General features: G+C 68.0%; 10 protein-coding genes. 5 read left to right on the top strand and 5 right to left on the bottom strand.

Features of this window, described 5'->3' with window-relative positions; all coding sequences use genetic code 11:
• Positions 1 to 53: 53 nt before the first annotated feature.
• Positions 54 to 2057: a glycoside hydrolase 43 family protein gene (locus G5B46_RS15900; RefSeq protein ID WP_165260206.1), complete on the bottom strand. Its 2004-nt coding sequence runs from the start codon at positions 2055 to 2057 to the stop codon at positions 54 to 56.
• A gap of 343 nt (positions 2058 to 2400) precedes the next feature.
• Here G5B46_RS15900 and G5B46_RS15895 point away from each other — a divergent pair, with 343 nt between their 5' ends.
• Entirely contained in the window at positions 2401 to 2679 is a 279-nt protein-coding gene (locus G5B46_RS15895; RefSeq protein ID WP_101715906.1) for an HU family DNA-binding protein, read from the top strand.
• Positions 2680 to 2816: 137 nt separating this feature from the next.
• Here the strand turns inward: G5B46_RS15895 and manD are convergent, their stop codons facing one another.
• Complete coding sequence (gene manD, locus G5B46_RS15890) at positions 2817 to 4025, bottom strand: D-mannonate dehydratase ManD (protein ID WP_116490704.1); 1209 nt, start codon at positions 4023 to 4025, stop codon at positions 2817 to 2819.
• Between the two features lie 140 nt (positions 4026 to 4165).
• Here manD and G5B46_RS15885 point away from each other — a divergent pair, with 140 nt between their 5' ends.
• Together G5B46_RS15885 and G5B46_RS15880 are read left to right on the top strand one after the other, a co-directional pair.
• On the top strand, positions 4166 to 4909 hold the full coding sequence (locus tag G5B46_RS15885) for a FadR/GntR family transcriptional regulator (protein WP_165260204.1): 744 nt from the start codon (positions 4166 to 4168) through the stop codon (positions 4907 to 4909).
• Between the two features lie 71 nt (positions 4910 to 4980).
• The gene (locus tag G5B46_RS15880) at positions 4981 to 6021 is read left to right on the top strand and encodes a hypothetical protein (RefSeq protein ID WP_165260202.1); all 1041 of its coding nucleotides are present in this window, start codon (positions 4981 to 4983) and stop codon (positions 6019 to 6021) included.
• Between the two features lie 112 nt (positions 6022 to 6133).
• Here the strand turns inward: G5B46_RS15880 and G5B46_RS15875 are convergent, their stop codons facing one another.
• A complete protein-coding gene (locus tag G5B46_RS15875; RefSeq protein WP_165260200.1) occupies positions 6134 to 8386 on the bottom strand; it encodes a TonB-dependent receptor in 2253 nt (750 codons plus the stop codon).
• Positions 8387 to 8543: 157 nt separating this feature from the next.
• Here G5B46_RS15875 and G5B46_RS15870 point away from each other — a divergent pair, with 157 nt between their 5' ends.
• A complete protein-coding gene (locus G5B46_RS15870) occupies positions 8544 to 10409 on the top strand; it encodes a glycoside hydrolase family 2 TIM barrel-domain containing protein (protein ID WP_165260198.1) in 1866 nt (621 codons plus the stop codon).
• Positions 10406 to 11311 carry a polysaccharide deacetylase family protein gene (locus tag G5B46_RS15865; RefSeq protein ID WP_205691710.1) on the top strand — a complete coding sequence of 302 codons (906 nt, stop codon included), beginning with the start codon at positions 10406 to 10408 and terminating at the stop codon, positions 11309 to 11311. The genes G5B46_RS15870 and G5B46_RS15865 overlap by 4 nt, the downstream gene beginning before the upstream one ends.
• Before the next feature lie 10 nt (positions 11312 to 11321).
• Here the strand turns inward: G5B46_RS15865 and G5B46_RS15860 are convergent, their stop codons facing one another.
• Together G5B46_RS15860 and G5B46_RS15855 are read right to left on the bottom strand one after the other, a co-directional pair.
• Positions 11322 to 11933 carry a DUF3885 domain-containing protein gene (locus G5B46_RS15860; protein WP_165260196.1) on the bottom strand — a complete coding sequence of 204 codons (612 nt, stop codon included), beginning with the start codon at positions 11931 to 11933 and terminating at the stop codon, positions 11322 to 11324.
• 739 nt (positions 11934 to 12672) lie between these two features.
• Positions 12673 to 16299 carry a TonB-dependent receptor gene (locus G5B46_RS15855; RefSeq protein ID WP_165260194.1) on the bottom strand — a complete coding sequence of 1209 codons (3627 nt, stop codon included), beginning with the start codon at positions 16297 to 16299 and terminating at the stop codon, positions 12673 to 12675.
• Positions 16300 to 16475: the final 176 nt, after the last annotated feature.

Genomic DNA, 16475 nt, shown 5'->3' with positions numbered 1-16475 from the left:
TCCCCGCCTTCGCGGGGAAGCTCGGAAGAAGGGGTTCAGGCGTCCTACCGCCCCTAGCGCCAAACAAACCGCGCCCCATCCAGCCCGTCGGACTGCGTGCCGGGACTGTCGGCGGTCCAGACGCCTGCCTCCGACACCCGCAGAAACCGGTTGGTGACCAGCGACATCAAAGCCAGCTCGCCCGTCGGCGTCTCGATCCACTGGAAGGCCTGGGCCTTATCGTCGCGCGCCTTCGAGGCGCTCACCGCGCCGTCGGCGGCGACGGTCAGATAGCCTTCCGGCCCGCGCAGCAAGGCCCGCCCCAGCAGCCGCTTTTCGACGCTCACCACCTTCTGCTGACCCAGCGCCGCCAGCGTCACCTTGCGGCCGTCGGGGATCGGCCGGCGCAGGCCGCGCGGATGCGGCTCGAACACCTCGAAGGCGTCGAAGTCGGCGACCCCGCCCTCGCGGCCGGCCTCGTTGTAGGCGAACAGGCCATAGCGCACGCCCTGGAAAGTGCGCAGCTGGAACACCATCGCCATCGGCTCGCCCAAGGCCGTGAAGACCTTGCCGTCGGTCGAGTAGGCGAACCGCGCCGTCTCGGCCATGAAGTCGGCGTCGGCCTGCAGCCAGATCCGCGTCCCCGAAACCTTCGCCTTGGCGATCTGGCCCGTACGCTGGTCGCGCTGCTCGATCTCCAGCCCGCCGGCGACCTTGCGCACGCCGATCCAGGCATGGGGCAGGTTGAGCAGGGCCAGGCCCGCCACGTCGCCCTCGGCCAGCCCCGAGGCGTCCAGCAGCGTGCGCGGCCGCGAGGCCGGGCCGATCGAGCGCTGGGTCAGGGTGTTGCGCGCCGTCCAGAAGTCGGCGGCCGGCAGGGTCTTCAGCCGCAGGAAGCCCGGCCGCTCCGACAGCGACCAGCGGGCGTCGACAGGCACGTGGTTCCACTGCCAGATCGGCTTGAGCGCAGCCCCCGAGAAGTCGTCGCTTCGCTCGTACGGCGCATGCGGGGCTTGTGTCGCCCCGGTGTCGGGCTTGATCCAGGTGCGGGGGTTGCGACCCAGGTTCCCCGGCAGGCCGAAATAGGGCCAGCCGTCCTTCCAGGTCACCGGCGACAGGGCCGTCAGCCGCCCCACCGAATTGTAGTCCATCATCGAATAGCCCCACCACTGCCCGCCCGGCGTCTGGACGTAGCCGCCCTGGTGCAGGGCCGTGCGGCCGCGCGGCCGGGGATCGGGCGGGATGATCTTGAACGGCGGCTTGGGCGCCTCCAGGCGATTGCCCTCGGCCAGGCCGAAGTCCTCGCCGACGCTGATCTCGCGGTTGACCTCGTAGGGCCCCTCCGGCCGGTCGGCGCGGGCGACCGGCAGACGCATCATGCCGTCGAACCAGGCGCTGGTGATCCAGTACTTGCCGCCGACCTTGGTGAAATGCAGCCCCTCGCCCATCCCCTGCTCCGGCGCGATGATCTCGCGTTCGGTGCCGGGCACGATGTCGGTCAGGTCGGCGTTCAGCTGCGCCATGCGGATGCCGCGATAGCCCCACACCACGTAGACCTTGCCGTCGTCGTCGAACAGCACCGACAGGTCGTGGAAGCCGCGCTTCATCCGCGTGCGCGTCCACGGCCCGGCCGGATCCTTGGCCGTGAAGTGGAAGGTCGCTTCGCGGTTGACGTTGCTGAAGATGTGGAAGACGCCGTCGTGGTGGCGAAAGCTCGGCGCCCAGAAGCCCTGGCCGTAGACGTCTCCGCCCTCCAGCCGGAAGTTGGGCCCCAGGTCCAGCCTGTCGGCCGCGTAGCCGACGAACCGCCAGTTCACCAGATCGCGCGAGCGCAGGATCGGCAGGCCCGGCATCGTGTGCATGGTAGTGCCGGTCAGGTAGTAGTCCTCGCCCACTCGGATCATGTCGGGGTCGGAGAACTCGTCGTAGAACAGCGGATTGGTGAAGGTCCCGTCGCCGTTGTCGGCGGTCCAGGTGCGCTCGCCGGGCGCGCCGGCCAGGCTCTCAGCGGGGCCCGCCGCCAGCAGAAACGCCGCCAGGCCGGCCAGGATCGCGCGGTGACGCTTGCTCGGCTTCATGCTGCTTCTTCCCTCGTCGCCGTCTCGAGCGGCGTCTGAAGCAGCCTCGTGAGCCGCCGACTATTTGTCGGAGTATATTCGACAACGATCAGCGTCAATCACGGGACGATCCGGATATGCGTGCACATGCAATCGACGTAAGCTGCGTTATTGTCTGAGTAAACAACGGCCAATGCCGCAAAACCGGGCCTTTCGAGCGCTGCGGCGGCGGTTCAACCAAGCGGATCAAGGCTTTTTCGCCCCTCCGCCGGTTGCGGCGGACGCTTGACGTCACACGGCGGCGCGTGACATGGCCGATCTCACCAGTCAGTCTGGTTCTCCCGATTCTATAAGGAGTTACTCCATGAACACCGCCGATATCGCCGAAGCTCTGGTCGCCAGCGACGACAAGCTGACCAAGACCCAGGCCAAGGCCATCGTCGACGGCGTCTTCAAGGCCATCGCTGACGCCGCCGTGAAGGGCGAAGAAGTCTCGATCCCGGGCTTTGGCAAGTTCAAGGTCCAGGACAAGCCGGCCCGCACCGGCCGCAACCCGGCCACCGGCGCCACCATCGAAATCGCCGCCAGCAAGAAGGTCGGCTTCACGCCGGCCAAGCAACTGAAGGACGCCGTCAACGGCTGATCCTGACAGGAACGGCCTTCGGGGCTAACTCGAAGAAAAAAGAGGCGGAACGTCCCTGACGTTCCGCCTCTGCTGTTTTGGGGCCGCCCTCGCCAATGCGAAGGTGGCCCTTTTTACACCCGGGTCGTATCAGCCCCCTACCAGTTCCACATCGTCCCGTCTTCCAGGCGGGCGACCGGCAGCTGACGCGGCTCGTAGGGGTACTTGGCGGCCAGGGCCTCGTCGATGTCGACGCCATGGCCCGGCGTGTCGCCCACGTACAGCATGCCCTTGTCGAACCGGTAGTCGTGCGGGAACACCGCGTCGGTCTCTTCCGAATGGCGCATGTATTCCTGGATGCCGAAGTTGGGCACCCAGGTGTCGAAGTGCAGTGCGGCGCCCATGGTCACCGGCGACAGGTCGGTCGCGCCGTGGCAGCCGGTGCGCACCGACCACAGCGAGGCGAAGTCGGCGATGCGGCGCAGGTGGGTCAGGCCGCCGGCCCCGACGATGGTCGTGCGGATGTAGTCGATCAGCTGTTCCTGGATCAGGTCCTTGGCGTCCCAGATCGTGTTGAACACCTCGCCCACGGCCAGCGGCGTGGTGGTGTGCTGGCGGATCAGGCGGAAGGCCTCCTGGTTCTCGGCCGGGGTCGAGTCCTCCAGCCAGAACAGGTCGTAGGGCTCCAGGCTCTTGCCCAGCTGGGCGGCCTCGCGCGGCGTCATCCGGTGGTGGCCGTCGTGCAGCAAGGCCACGTCGAAGCCGTGCTCCTTGCGCAACGCCTCGAACAGGGTCGGCAGGTAGCGCAGGTACTTGCGGGTGTCCCAAGTCGTTTCGGTCGGCAGGGTCGCGTCGGCCGGCTCGTAGTACATGTCGCCGCGACCCACGCCGTAGGCCAGGTCCAGGCCCGGCACGCCCGACTGGGCCCGCACGGCCTTGTAGCCGGCGTCGATATAGCGGCCGACGGCCTCGACGGTGTCTTCCAGGTCGCTGCCGTTGGCGTGGCCGTAGACCAGCACGCCATCACGGCTTCGGCCGCCCAGCAGGTCGTACAGCGGCGCGCCCAGGGCCTTGGCCTTGATGTCCCACAGGGCCACGTCGACGGCGGCGATGGCGCGCATCGTCACCGGACCGCGGCGCCAGTAGGCCCCACGATAGAGGTACTGCCAGATGTCTTCGATGCGGCGCGCGTCGCGGCCGATCAGCACCGGGATGACGTGATCTTCCAGATAGGCGACGACCGACTTTTCGCGGCCGTTCAGGGTGGCGTCGCCGATGCCGTAGACGCCCTGGTCGGTCTCGATCTTCAGGGTGACGAAGTTGCGGCCGGGCGAGGTGACGATCACGCGGGCGCCGGTAATTCGCATCGGCGGCAGGCCGGCTGCCTTGAACGCCTCGGTTTGGCTAGTATGCACGTCGAGATTCCCGTGGTCTTCCGTTGGAAGTTCCATAACTATCGACAACTGGCTTGTCCATATTGGTCAGACCAATTTCAGGAAGTCCCCGCATGTCCGTCAAGGGCGAGAACCGTCTGTACGAACGCGTCGCCAAGGATCTTGCCGGCCAGATCGCCGAGGGCCGCTACGCCGTCGGCCAGCGCCTGCCGTCCGAACGCGACCTCGCCCAGACCTATTCGGTCTCGCGCCCCACCATCCGCGAGGCGATCATCGCCCTGGAACTGGACGGCCTGGTCGAGGTGCGCCTGGGCTCGGGCGTCTATGTGAAGGCCCAGACGCCCAACGAGGGCCAGGCCGGCGCCACCGACATCGGCCCGTTCGAACTGCTGGAAGCCCGCCGCGCCATCGAGGCCGAGGCCTGCGCCATGGCCGCCAAGCGCATCACCAACGAAGAGCTCGACCAGCTCGACGGCCTGGTGGCCGAGATGCAGGCCGAGAACGCCCGCGACGTCGATCGCTCCGAAGACGCCGACAAGCGCTTCCACATGCTGATCGCCGCCTCCACCCAGAACAGCGCCATGATCGCCGCCGTCGAGCTTCTGTGGGAGGCGCGCGAGCGCTCGCCGCAGACCAAGCTGATGGGCGAGAAGGCCCACGCCGCCGGCGTCATCCCGCGCATCGACGAGCACGCCGCCATCGTCTCGGCCCTGCGCAGCCGCTCGCCCGAGGACGCCCGCGACGCCATGCGCCGCCACCTCACCCGCGTGCTGAATTCGCTGCTGGCGGCGACGGAAGTGCAGGAGATGGAAGAGGCCCGCGCCCGCATCGCCGCCACCCGCGATCGCTATACCTAGAAAGAGACGCGAAGCTATTTACGGCGGTCGCAAGAAGCTGAACTATCAACCCCAGATACAAGTGGGGCGTCATGTTCGGTTCAGTGTTCTTCGCCGCCGTGCTCCTGCAGGCCGGCCCTGCCCTTCCGCCCGAAAACTGCCTGGACGATAGCCGCACCGACCGCTGTGCGCCGGCCGACCGGGCCCGCATCGTCGCCAAGCTGGGCATGGCCTCGGCCGACGCCGAAGCCAAGGCGGGCGTCGAGGCCTATCGCGCCTTCTTCGTCGACGGCTATGGCCGCGAGCGCCCGACCATCGCCTTCGAGCGCCGCCCGGGCGAGCCGCCGAAGGCCGTGGTCTACGCCTTCAACCGCAAGCTCGAAGCCCCCGCCTCGCTGACGGCCTGGAACACGGTGGCGGCCAGCGCGCGCTACGCCGATCGCGCGCTGGCGCCCCGACCGCCTTCCAAGGCGGGCGACGACCTGTCCGACATCTGCCTGCACGCCTGGGTGTCCTCGGTCGAGATCGTCAACGCGCCGACGGCTCCGGACGGGGCCGATACGATCAGGTCGCGCACCGAGAACGCCTGCTCACCGGGACTGACGACGCAGTTCGTCTTCGACCTGTCCAAGCTCGCCCTCCAGCAGTTCCCGACCTGCGAGGCCCTGTCGGTGAGCGAGTATCGCAACGACGTCGAACGCTTGGCGGCCTGCACGATGCTGCATGGCGACACGCTCGCCGCCGCCGGCTTCGCCAACCAGAGCGGCGGCCGGCTGAACCTGCGCACGGACCTGGAGCCGGCGCAGGCCTGGAGCAACTGGATCGGGACCAACGCCTCGGCCGAGGTGAACTGGGCCGGACAGGTCGCCAAGGACGACATCCATCGGCGCAACAATGTCGGCAAGTTCCTGGCGACGCAGAGCGCGGCGGCGCGCCTGGACCTCTATCCCGACCGGATCGAGGGCCTCGACGGCCGAACCGTCAAGGTGACTGGGCGGATCTACAGGACCACGCGCTCCGAACCCCAGGTTCGGGCCTCCGCCCCCAGCGACCAGACCTGGATCTGGGACACGGGCCTGCACGAATGGATGCTCAAGTCCTGGACCGTGGGCGCCTTCTCCGCCGAGGACTAGGGCGGCTCGACATTCCGCCGAGCATCTAGACTAAGGCCGGGCTCCCCCGCGGGGGAAAGCTCGGATCCATGGCGACGCGCGAGAGCCCAAAGCCCTCGCGCGCCCAGCCCGATCAGAACGTCATCGACGCCCGCACCCCGCCGTAGCGCTTGAAGTCGCGCGGCAGGAAGGCCTGGACGGCCAGTTGATTGCCGTAGGCGCCGTAGTTGTTGACCAGGTTGGTGTAGTAGCCCTCGTCGAACAGGTTGTTGACGAAGGCCGTCACCTGATAGCCGCGCGCCTTGTCGCGCACGCCCACCGACAGGTTGACCACGGCATAGCCCTTCTGGACCGTCAGCGGATCCTGGTTCAGCGAGTAGTTGACGCTGCTCTGGTAGTTGGCCGCCACATTGGCCACGCCCTCCAGGTCGCCGGCCAGCGGACGCACGTACTCGGCGCCGGCGCTCAGCTTCCACTTCGGCGCCTGGGGCGGGCGCTCGCCGGCCAGGTTCTGGCGGGCGGGCGAGCCGGCGCAGCCTTGCGCGACCGTCTGTCCGGGCCAGCACTGGGCGCCGGCGAACTGCGTGATCTCCGCATCCAGATAGGCGACCGAGCCCGACAGGGTCAGGCCGTCGACCAGGCGGGCGGTGCTTTCGACCTCGATCCCGCGCGTGCGGATCGCGCCCACGTTGGTCAGGCGGAAGTTCTGGGTGCCGTCGGGCAGAAGCTCCGCGCCCTGGGCCTGGAAGTCGTCGTACTCGGTGTTGAATAGCGTGGCGTTCAGGGTCACGCGGCGGTCCAGCAGACGCGAGCGCACGCCGACCTGGATGTCTTCGGAGCTTTCCGGACGCACGGGGCCAAGGTCGGCGCGGGCCTGGTTGAAGCCGGTGGTCAGGTCGTAGCTCTGGCCCTTGTGGCCGGTGGCGTAGGTGGCGAACACCATCACGTCGTCGGCCAGCTTGTGCTGCACGCCCACCCGGTAGGTGGCGTAGTCGTCGCTGGCGCCGTCGGCCCAGGCCGCCGCCGGGCCGGCGCGGAGGTCGCGGAAGGTGTAGCCGATCTTCTCGCGGCCCAGGCGCAGGCCGCCGATCAGGGTCGTGCCCTCGAGCACGTCATATTCCAGCTGGCCGAAGACCGAGTTTTCGTTCGAGCCGGAGGTGGCGTCCCAGTTGGCCTGCGAGAAGGCCGGACCGCGGAAGAAGTAGCGGCGATAGTTCACGTCGGCGTGGAAGGCGCCCAGGGTGTAGCGCAGGCGGCTCGACGCGTCCGAGACCAGGCGGATCTCCTGACTGAACTGGTCGGCCGAGAACAGCCCCTTGGCGTAGTTGTTGACGCTCAGCGCCGTCTCGTCCTGGTCGAAGGCGTCCAGCATCTTGTAGCGGTCGTTGGCGGTGACCGAAATCAGGGTGGCGAAGCCCAGGTCGTAGGTCAGCTTCAGCGACTGGGCGAAGTCCTCGTAGTCCGAGCCGGTGGTGACGTTGTTGACCACGGCGCTGTTGTTCGGACCCACGTTCACGCCGGGCGCGAACACCGCCGGCGTCCAGGCCGCGTTGCCGCGCAGGCGAGCGTCGGGCGACAGGGCGATGAACGGCCGGCCCGCCGTGGTGTCGCCCTTCAGGTAGTCGACGGCCAGGGTGGCGCTGAACTTGTCGGTCGGGTCCCAGACCAGCTTGTTGCGCGTGGCGAAGGTCTCGCGGCCGTTGACCTTCTCGCCGTTGTAGAGGTTGTCGATGTTGCCCTCGAAGCTGGTGTAGCTGTTCGAAGAGCGGAAGCGCAGGGTGTCGGTGATCGGGCCCGAGATCATGGCGCCCAGGCCGACCTCGTCGTCGGTGGTGGCCAGGGCGCTGACCTTGCCGGTCAGCTCGCGGGTCGGGCCCGGCGTGACGATGTTGATCAGGCCGGCCGAGGCCGACTTGCCGTACAGCGTGCTCTGCGGGCCGCGCAGCACCTCGATCCGCTCGACGTCGGCCAGGTCGGCGAAGGCCCGGGCCTGGAAGGCGATCGGCACGTCGTCGACCACCACGGCGACGCTGGGCTCGACCCCCACCCCGAAGGCGAAGGTGCCCACGCCGCGGATCGAGACCGAGGCGTTCACGGGGTTGTCGGCCGGCCGCACGATCAGCGACGGGGCCACCTTGGTCAGGTCGGTGAACTCGCGCACGGCGGCGGCTTCCAGCTGGTCGCCGCCGATCACCTGCACGGCCATCGGCACGTCCTGGACGTTCTGCGAGCGCTTCTGGGCGGTGACGACGATCTCGCCGACGGCAAAGTCAGTGTTTGGCGCGTCATCGACCGTTTCCTGGGCGTGGGCGAGGCCTGCGAAGGCGGCCAGGGCGACCCCAGCCGAGATCCCGCCGAGCGCCGTCGTGTTGAAAAACCGCCGCATACCTGACTCCCACATTTTGAAGGGTTCTTCGACCCGATGGGAGTGCAAATAGAGATTGGTCAGGCCGATTGCAATAGCGGCCTGACCATGCGCCCTGGCCAAACTTGACCAAACCCTCTAGGAAGGTCGCAAGTACGATTTAGGGAGAAAGCCGCCCATGACGCCCAGCCGTCGCCAGCTCCTGGCCGGAGCCGCCCTGACCGCCAGCGCCGCCCTCGCGGTGCAGGCCCATGCACAGGAAAAGGCCGCCTCCCCGGCCCTGGCCGCTAGCGAAGAGCCGCTGCTGCTGTTCGCACAGCACGACCGTCCGCGCATTACGCTGGACGGCCTGTGGGCCTACATTCTCGACCAGAACGACTCCGCCTTCCGCAAGCCCAACGCCCGCCGCGCCTTCTGGCTGGACGAGGCCCAGCAGCCCGGCGGCCCCGTCGTCGAGTACGACTGGAGCGCCTCGCCGCGCATGGAGATCCCCGGCGACTGGAACACCCGCGATCCGTCGCTGGAGTGGTACGACGGCCCGATCTACTTCCACCGCCGCTTCCAGGCCCCGGCCGACACCGGCGGCCGCCGCTTCCTCAGCTTCGAGGCGGTGAACTACGACGCCGTCGTCTGGCTGAACGGCCAGCAGATCGGCCGCCACGAGGGCGGCTTCACGCCCTTCGTCTTCGAGGTCACCGGCAAGCTGAAGCCGGGCGAGAACGTCGTGGTGCTGCGTGTCGACGACCGGGTGGGCCCCGAGACCCTGCCCTCGCTCGACTTCGACTGGAAGAACTACGGCGGGATCACCCGCTCGGTCTGGCTGGTCGAGACGCCGGCCACCTTCCTACGCGACGCCTTCCTGCGCCTGGAAGGCGGGCAGATCGTCGCCGACCTGCGCGCCGATGGTCCGGCGGCAGCCGGCCTCGACGTCTCGGTCGCCGTCGCCGGTCTGAACCTGACGCTGACCGGCAAGACCGGCCCCGACGGCCGCGCCCGCCTTTCCGCCAAGCCCCCGCGCGGGCTGAAGCTGTGGTCGCCCGAGACGCCCACCCTCTATGAGGTGACCTTCAAGGCCGGCGAGGACGTGCGCCGCGACCGCATCGGCTTCCGCACGCTTGAGGCCCGCGGCCGCCAGATCCTGGTCAACGGCAAGGCCCGCTTCATCCGCGGCGTCGCCCTGCACGAAGAGCCCCTGGGCGCCCAGGGCGGCCGGGTCATGACCCCGCCCGAGGCCCGCGCCCTCTTGGAGGAGGCCAAGGCCCTGGGCTGCGACATGGTCCGCCTGGCGCATTATCCGCATACGGAAAGCACCGTGCGCCTGTGCGATGAACTGGGCCTGCTGGTCTGGTCGGAGATCCCCGTCTACTGGGACGACGTCGCCTATGAGAGCCCCAGGACCCTGGCCCTGGCCCGCGCCATGGCCGCCGAGATGGTGGTGCGCGACCGCAACCGCGCCAGCGTCGCCTTCTGGTCGGTGGCCAACGAGACGCCCACCCACCAAGCCCGCACGACCTTCCTGCGCCATGTGGTCGCCGACATCCGCCGCCTGGACCCGACCCGCCTGCTGACGGCGGCGCTGAACAAGAACATCGACGTCGGCGGCGCCAAGGCCGGCCAGAACCAGTTCGTAGTCGACGATCCGCTGGCCCCCGACCTCGATGTCGTCGCCATCAACCAGTACGAGGGCTGGTACGGCCCGCGCACGCCCGACCAGGCCAAGACCGTGCGGTTCTCGAACCCGCACGACAAGCCGATGATGATGAGCGAGTTCGGCGCCGACGCCCTCTACGGCGAGCGCGGCCCCAAGGAGAACCGCTGGACCGAGGAGTACCAGGCCTGGGTGTTCGAAGAGACGCTGGCCCTGCTCGACCGCGACGGCTTCGTCGGCGTCAGCCCCTGGGTGCTGAAGGACTTCCGCTCGCCGCGCCGCTGGCACGCCCGCTACCAGGACTACTGGAACCGCAAGGGCCTGGTCAGCAACGAGGGCCGTCGCAAGCTGGCCTTCGAGACCCTGCGCCGCTACTACGCGGGCAAGACCTCGTGAGGACCGCCGCCCTTCTCGTCCTGGCCTTGCTGGCGCCCGCAGCCGCGCTGGCCCAGGCCTTCGACGTCGCCGTCACGGTCGACGACCTGCCCGTGCACGGCGCCCTGCCGCCGGGCATGACCCGCCTGTCGATCGCCCGCACGCACATCGACGCCTTCAAGGCGCACGGCGTCGTCCAGGCCTTCGGCTTCGTCAATTCGATCAACACGACCGACACGCAAGGCGACGCCGTGCTCGATGCCTGGCGCGCCGCCGGCCACCCGCTGGGCAACCACACCGCCAGCCACCTCAATCTCGAGAAGGCCGACACGCTGGAGGCCTGGATCGCCGACCTCGAGGCCGGCGAGCCGGCGGTGGCCCAGCGGATGAAGGGCCAGGACTGGCGGTATCTGAGGTTTCCCAACCTGACGGCCGGCACGCGCCCCGAGCGCCACCAGGGCGCGGCCGCCTATCTCGCCGCCCACGGCTACAAGGTCGCCCACGTGACCATTTCGTTCAGCGACTGGAGCTACAGCGATGCCTACGCACGCTGCGTCGCCAAGGACGACCAGGCCGCGATCAAGGCCATGGAAGATCAGTACCTGCGCGGCGTCGACGATGAACTGGCGCGCATGCGGGTGGTCTCCCAGGCGGTCTACGGCCGGATGATCCCGCAGGTGTTGCTCACCCACATCGGCGGCTGGTCGGCGCATATGCTGCCCCAGGTGATGGACCACCTCGACGCGGCAGGCGCCCGCTACGTCACGCTGCAGGACGCCCAGAAGGACCCGGCCTACGCGCAGGCGCAGGCCATTCCCGGCGGCGGCGGGATCATGGAGCGCACGGCCAAGGCCCGGGGGATCGCCCTGCCGGCGCCCGCCCCGACCGTCGAGCGCGTGGACCCCAAGGGCCTGTGCCGCTAGCGGCGCGGCCTCAGGTCCCGAACGCCTCGGCCATGCGCGGCCGGTCATAATCGAGCAGCCAGTCGTCGAAGCGGCGATAGAGCTCCAGGATCGGCTCCGGCGAGAGCGCCGTCACGTCCATGCCCCGGTCGTCATAGGCGTTGACGCAGACGCCGCGTTCCAGGTCGACCAGCTTGGACTGCACCGGCGCCTGCGGCGTCACGCCGATATCGTGCGCGATCTGGCTCCACAGCAGGATGTCGGCCTGTTCCCAGGTCAGGCGCACCGCGCGGTGGACCCAGGTCCCGGCCTCGTCGTCGGCCTCGTCGTCCGGCCACACATAGCCCTTCCAGGTCGCCAGATGGGCCTTGGTCCTGACCCCCATCCTCTTCAGATGGCCAAAGGCGGTTCCCTTCGTCCAGCCGCGCCACTCGGCGCCCAGTTCCGCCTCGGGCTCGGGATTGGCGGCGATCACGCCGATCGGGGCGTCTGTCGGCAGCGCCGCGCGCGCCAGGATCCGTGCGCGGTCATAGCTGCTGGTGAACATCGTCACATGGGAGCCGCCCTGGTTCAGCTCGAACCTGAGCCGATAGGGCGAGGCCCACAGTTCACGTTCCCAGTCGGGCCCAAGGGACAAGGTCATGCCCCGCTATAGGCGCCGTCGCCTGCGGCCGGCAACAGTCGCGCGCCCCGGGCGACCGCGCAAAAAAAGGCCGACCCGTCGTCTTGGTCGGCCGGAGGGGAACTATGAAGGTTGTGGTCGGCTCGCAGACGCCGAACACCCTCCCCTTCTACCGGAAGCCCCCGGAGGCTGCAACGGCGGCCTGACCAATTTTCGCAACTTTCGCGCTAATAGCGCTGTCATCACGAAATGGAAAATCCATGAAACGTAACGATTATCTACATCCCCATGGGTAATCTTCACCTTCCCGCCTCACGATACTGGGAGCGCCTGGCGCAATCTGGTCAGACCAGTGAAACCTCTCCCTCTTTGGGGAGGTGGCGCGAAGCGCGGGGCTGAGAAGTCGTGCGTCCTTCGAGGCTCGGCTTCGCCTCGCACCTCAGGATGAGGGCCTCCTTGCACGGAATTCCTCATCCTGAGGCGCCCGCGCAGCGGGCCTCGAAGGACGCAAGGCGCCAGCCACAGATCCTCCCCCTCTGGGGGAGGTGGCCCAGAGGGCCGGAGGGGGCCAGCGCCGGCGCTAGGGGTCCCCCTCAGTCGCTCCGCGACAGCCCCCCCCAGAGGGGGAGCGCCTAGGCGCCAGTAGATGCCCCCCTCTGGAGCAGGTAACCGCGAAGCGGACGGAGGGAGCCCGCGCCGACAGCAAAAGGCCCTCCCCTGTTTCCAGGGAAGGGCCAGGAGCCGACCGGAACGGAGAGTCTTAGTTCCGGTAGGTGAAGCCGAGGGCGAAGCGCGAGCCGCCGTACTGGACCGACCAGGGATTGGCGCGGCCTTCGAAGCCGCGGTCGTCCGAGCCCACCGACAGGCGGGCGGCCTGCAGCAGGTTGCGGCCTTCCAGGTAGACCTCGAGGTTCTTGTTGATCCTCCGCGAGATCTTGGCGTCCAGATACTCGTACTGCTCGGAGTAGTAGGGCTCGCTCGGGTTGTACGGGAAGCGCACGTAGTTGCCGATGTTGGTGTTGGGCGCGTTGGCCACCGGCGAGGCGCTGGTGTTGCCGCACGGCGAGATGCAGGACAGCACGCGGTCGCGGGTCTGGTAGGCGATACGGGCCTTGGTGACGCCGTCGTCGTACCAGAACACCAGGTTGGCGAAGTACTTCGACTGGCCTTGCGGATCCAGCGCCTCGGCGGTCAGCGGGTCCATGTAGGTGACCGCGTTGCCCGACTTGGTGGTCGAGATGTTGAAGTCCATGCCGGTCTTGCTGAGCTTCCACGGCAGGTAGGTGAAGGCCGTTCGCGCCACGAACTCCCAGCCCGACTGCACATAGCCGGGGCCGTTCTCATAGGTGGTCATGCCGAACTCGTAGTCCGAGAACTTCTTGCCGCCGGTGCCCGGGATCTCGAAGTCGGTGCCTTCGAAGACGTTGACGTTCTTGATCGGCACGGCCAGCGGGCCGCCGACCCGCACCTTCTGGCGGTAGTAGGCCAGGCTGAACGAGGTGTCCTTGTTGGGATACCACTCCAGGCTCGTGTTGTTCTTGGTCGCCTGGTACGGCTTCAGTTCGGCGTTGCCGAAGGTGCCGCAGGCCATGTCCTGCTCGGAACCGTCGGCGTCGGTCACGCCGTCGCGACGTTCGTCATAGGTGCAGGTGCCGCCCGGCCACAGGTACTTCATCGCCGGCGGGGCGATGGTCTTGGCCCACGAGTAACGCAGCACGACCTTGTCGGGGATCGCCCAGACGGCCGCGTTGTAGGACGGCAGCCAGCCGGTGTAGCTCTTGTTGATCGACACCGGGCGAACGCGGTTGGTGGTGGTGACGCCGGCCGTGGCGTTGGGGTTGTTGGGGTCGAAGGCCGCGTTCTTGAAGGTCGTGGCCAGGGTCACGTAGCCCGAGCCCTCGACCTCGGTCTTGAACATCCGCGAACCCAGGTTGCCGCGGAACTCCATGCCGAACGGCAGGTCGTGAGCCAGGTCGGCCATCCAGTACCAGGAGGCCATCTTCTCCTCGGTCTCGTTGAACGGCTGCTGGTAGACCTTGCCGTCGCTGGCCGTGCACTCCTTGAGGCAGTCGAAGTTGTAGTTCACCGCGCCGGCCATCTGCGAGAAGGCCTTCTTGACGTCGATGCTATCCCACAGCTCCAGGCCCGAGACGCCCTTGTAACCCGGCATGAACTTGCCGGAGTTATGCTCGATCGAGCTCTGGAAGATGTCGATCAGCTGGGCCTGGGTCAGGGTCTCCAGGCCGTACAGGAAGTTAACGCCGGTGGTCGGGTTGGCGGCGTAGCCGTAGGCGCAGGCGTTGGCCGGCAGGGTCGAGGCGACGTTCGCGCAGGCCCGCACGTCGCCGCGCAGGGTCAGGGTCGGCACGAAGACGCCGGGGTCGGGCGAGTAGCCGCCGCCGCCCCACGAATTGGCCGTGCCCTTGCGATAGAGGACGCCCGCCTTGAAGCGCGTGAACAGCGGCATGTCGGGCAGGTAGGTGACGTCGAACTTCAGCTGGTCTTCGGCGCTCTCGACCTTCCGCGGATTGAAGACCAGACGATAGGCGTTCGAGTAGGCCGGCTGGCCCACCGCCGTCGGCACGTTCAGCTGGGCGTAGTTGCGCATGTCGGTGTCATCGAAGGACGACGGCATGTCGATCGTCCAGATGCCGTTCTCCAGCGCCCGCATGGTCGCGTTGCCATAGGTGTAGCTGCGCGAGAAGCGCAGGTCGGTGCGCGAGTAGTCGCTCTCGTTGCGGCCGAAGATCAGGTCCATGGTCAGCGGACCGCGGTTGTAGTTGGCGCCGCCCGAGATGTAGTTCGTCTTCCAGATCTGGTCGTTCTGGATCTGGTCGATGCCCAGCGCGGCGTTGGTGATGTCGAACTGGGTCAGATGGTGGTTGCCGTCCATCTGGATGGAGCCCGGCACGATGTTGGCCGCCACGCCCATCAGCGGGAACGCGTTGTTGGTCACGCTCGAGCCCGGCGTGGTGTCGATCGTGAACGGCGCCGTCGGCATGCCCTGGTTGTAGATGTAGAAACCGCCGCCCGGGATGGCCGAGAGCACGTTGGGCGTGCCGGCCGGGTAGAAGGTGTTGGTGACCAGCGAGGTCGCCGTCTGGTTCTGCGAGGCGGCGTACAGCGAGGTGATGCCGCCGCGGGTGCGCTGGCGGTTGTTCTCGTTCTGCTCGCGGTTTGCGACCTGGTACTTGGCGAAGATCGTCAGGTCGTCATTGACGCGGTAGTCGAAGCGCAGGTCCCAGGACAGGCGGTCTTCGTACTGGGTCAGGTTCTGGTCGCGCACCAGGTTGGGCGCGTAGTCGTTCCACTGGTTGAGACAGCTGATCTGGGCGTTGATCTGCGCGGCCTGGGCGGCCTGGCGGTTGGCGCCGTTGCTGCCGGCCACGATCGTGCCCAGCTGGGCGTCGGTCAGCGTCGGGAACGCGGTCAGACACTCGGCCTTGGTCTTGGCCGCGGCCGACTTGGTGTAGACGTCCAGCGGCGTGGGCGCGTTGAACGTGCCGCCGCCGACCATGGCCCACGAAGCGATCGGGTCGGTGGCGCCGACGCCGTTGGCGGTGGCCGGGTTGTAGCTGAAGGTCTTGTCCGGCGAATTGTCGAAGTCGGCGAAGCGCGTATAGCCCTGGGCGTTGTTCGAGCCGCCGTTGTTCAGCGCGTGGCTGTCGTTCAGGCGCTTGCTGTAGCTGATGTTGCCGATCACGCCGAGACGGTCGTCCAGGAACTTGCGCGAGGCCACCACGCCCAGTTCAGGCGAGGCCTTGCGCGACAGCGAGTTGCCGGCGGCGGCGCCGCGGATCGACAGGTAGGGTTTCTTGAAGTCCAGGCCCGTGCGGGTCTGGATCTGGACGGTGGCGCCCAGGCCGCCCGGGGTCATGTCGGCCGTCTGCCCCTTGATGACGTCCAGGCTCTTGATCATTTCGGCCGGGAATTCACGCAGGTCGGCGGCGCGACCCCCGCCGTCGCCGACGGCCAGGCTGAAGCCCGAGGCGGCCACGCCCATGCCGTCCAGTTCGACGCGGGTCAGGTCCGCGCCGTTGCCGCGGATCGAGACGCCGTCGCCTTCACCAAAGCCGTTGCGCTCGATGGCGACGCCGGCGATGCGCGACATGGCTTCGTTGACATTGCTGTCGGGGAACGAGCCGACGTCGTCGGCGACGATGGAGTCCTGGGCCGTCGCGCTGCGCTTCTTGCGCGCGATCGACGACTGCTGCGAGGCCCGCGCCCCGACGACGATGGCCTCGACTTCGGTCGGGGATTCCACCGATCCGGAGGTCTTGACGGTTTCGGATTGTGCGACGGCATGCTGGACCGGCCAGACGGCCGCGCTCAAGGCGATGATCGACACGGCCGCGGCCGTGCGGCCGCGCGCGCTGAAGCGCTTCATTACTTCCTCTCCCAAAGTCTTCTTATTCTCGCGGGGGGCGTCTTTGGCCGCCCGCCAGGCTCATGGACTGCAATCGGCGACGTCGCCCGGACGACCCCGCGCGGGGCTCGGCCGGGCCGTCGCTATGCGCCGGCCGGTACTGTCGTGATCATCGTTTCCTCCCGCCCTCCCTGACG

The sequence above is a fragment of the Caulobacter sp. 602-2 genome (assembly GCF_011043625.1).
Lineage (GTDB): Bacteria > Pseudomonadota > Alphaproteobacteria > Caulobacterales > Caulobacteraceae > Caulobacter.
Note: the sequence above shows the minus strand (reverse complement) of the source record. Positions and strands in the feature narration are given on the sequence as shown.

What these genes read in the sequence shown, in the direction of transcription:
- G5B46_RS15900 (WP_165260206.1), bottom strand. Translation starts at nt 2,057, where the DNA reads ATGAAGCCGAGCAAGCGTCACCGCGCGATCCTGGCCGGCCTGGCGGCG.
- G5B46_RS15895 (WP_101715906.1), top strand. Translation starts at nt 2,401, where the DNA reads ATGAACACCGCCGATATCGCCGAAGCTCTGGTCGCCAGCGACGACAAG.
- manD (WP_116490704.1), bottom strand. Translation starts at nt 4,025, where the DNA reads ATGCGAATTACCGGCGCCCGCGTGATCGTCACCTCGCCCGGCCGCAAC.
- G5B46_RS15885 (WP_165260204.1), top strand. Translation starts at nt 4,166, where the DNA reads ATGTCCGTCAAGGGCGAGAACCGTCTGTACGAACGCGTCGCCAAGGAT.
- G5B46_RS15880 (WP_165260202.1), top strand. Translation starts at nt 4,981, where the DNA reads ATGTTCGGTTCAGTGTTCTTCGCCGCCGTGCTCCTGCAGGCCGGCCCT.
- G5B46_RS15875 (WP_165260200.1), bottom strand. Translation starts at nt 8,386, where the DNA reads ATGCGGCGGTTTTTCAACACGACGGCGCTCGGCGGGATCTCGGCTGGG.
- G5B46_RS15870 (WP_165260198.1), top strand. Translation starts at nt 8,544, where the DNA reads ATGACGCCCAGCCGTCGCCAGCTCCTGGCCGGAGCCGCCCTGACCGCC.
- G5B46_RS15860 (WP_165260196.1), bottom strand. Translation starts at nt 11,933, where the DNA reads ATGACCTTGTCCCTTGGGCCCGACTGGGAACGTGAACTGTGGGCCTCG.
- G5B46_RS15855 (WP_165260194.1), bottom strand. Translation starts at nt 16,299, where the DNA reads ATGAAGCGCTTCAGCGCGCGCGGCCGCACGGCCGCGGCCGTGTCGATC.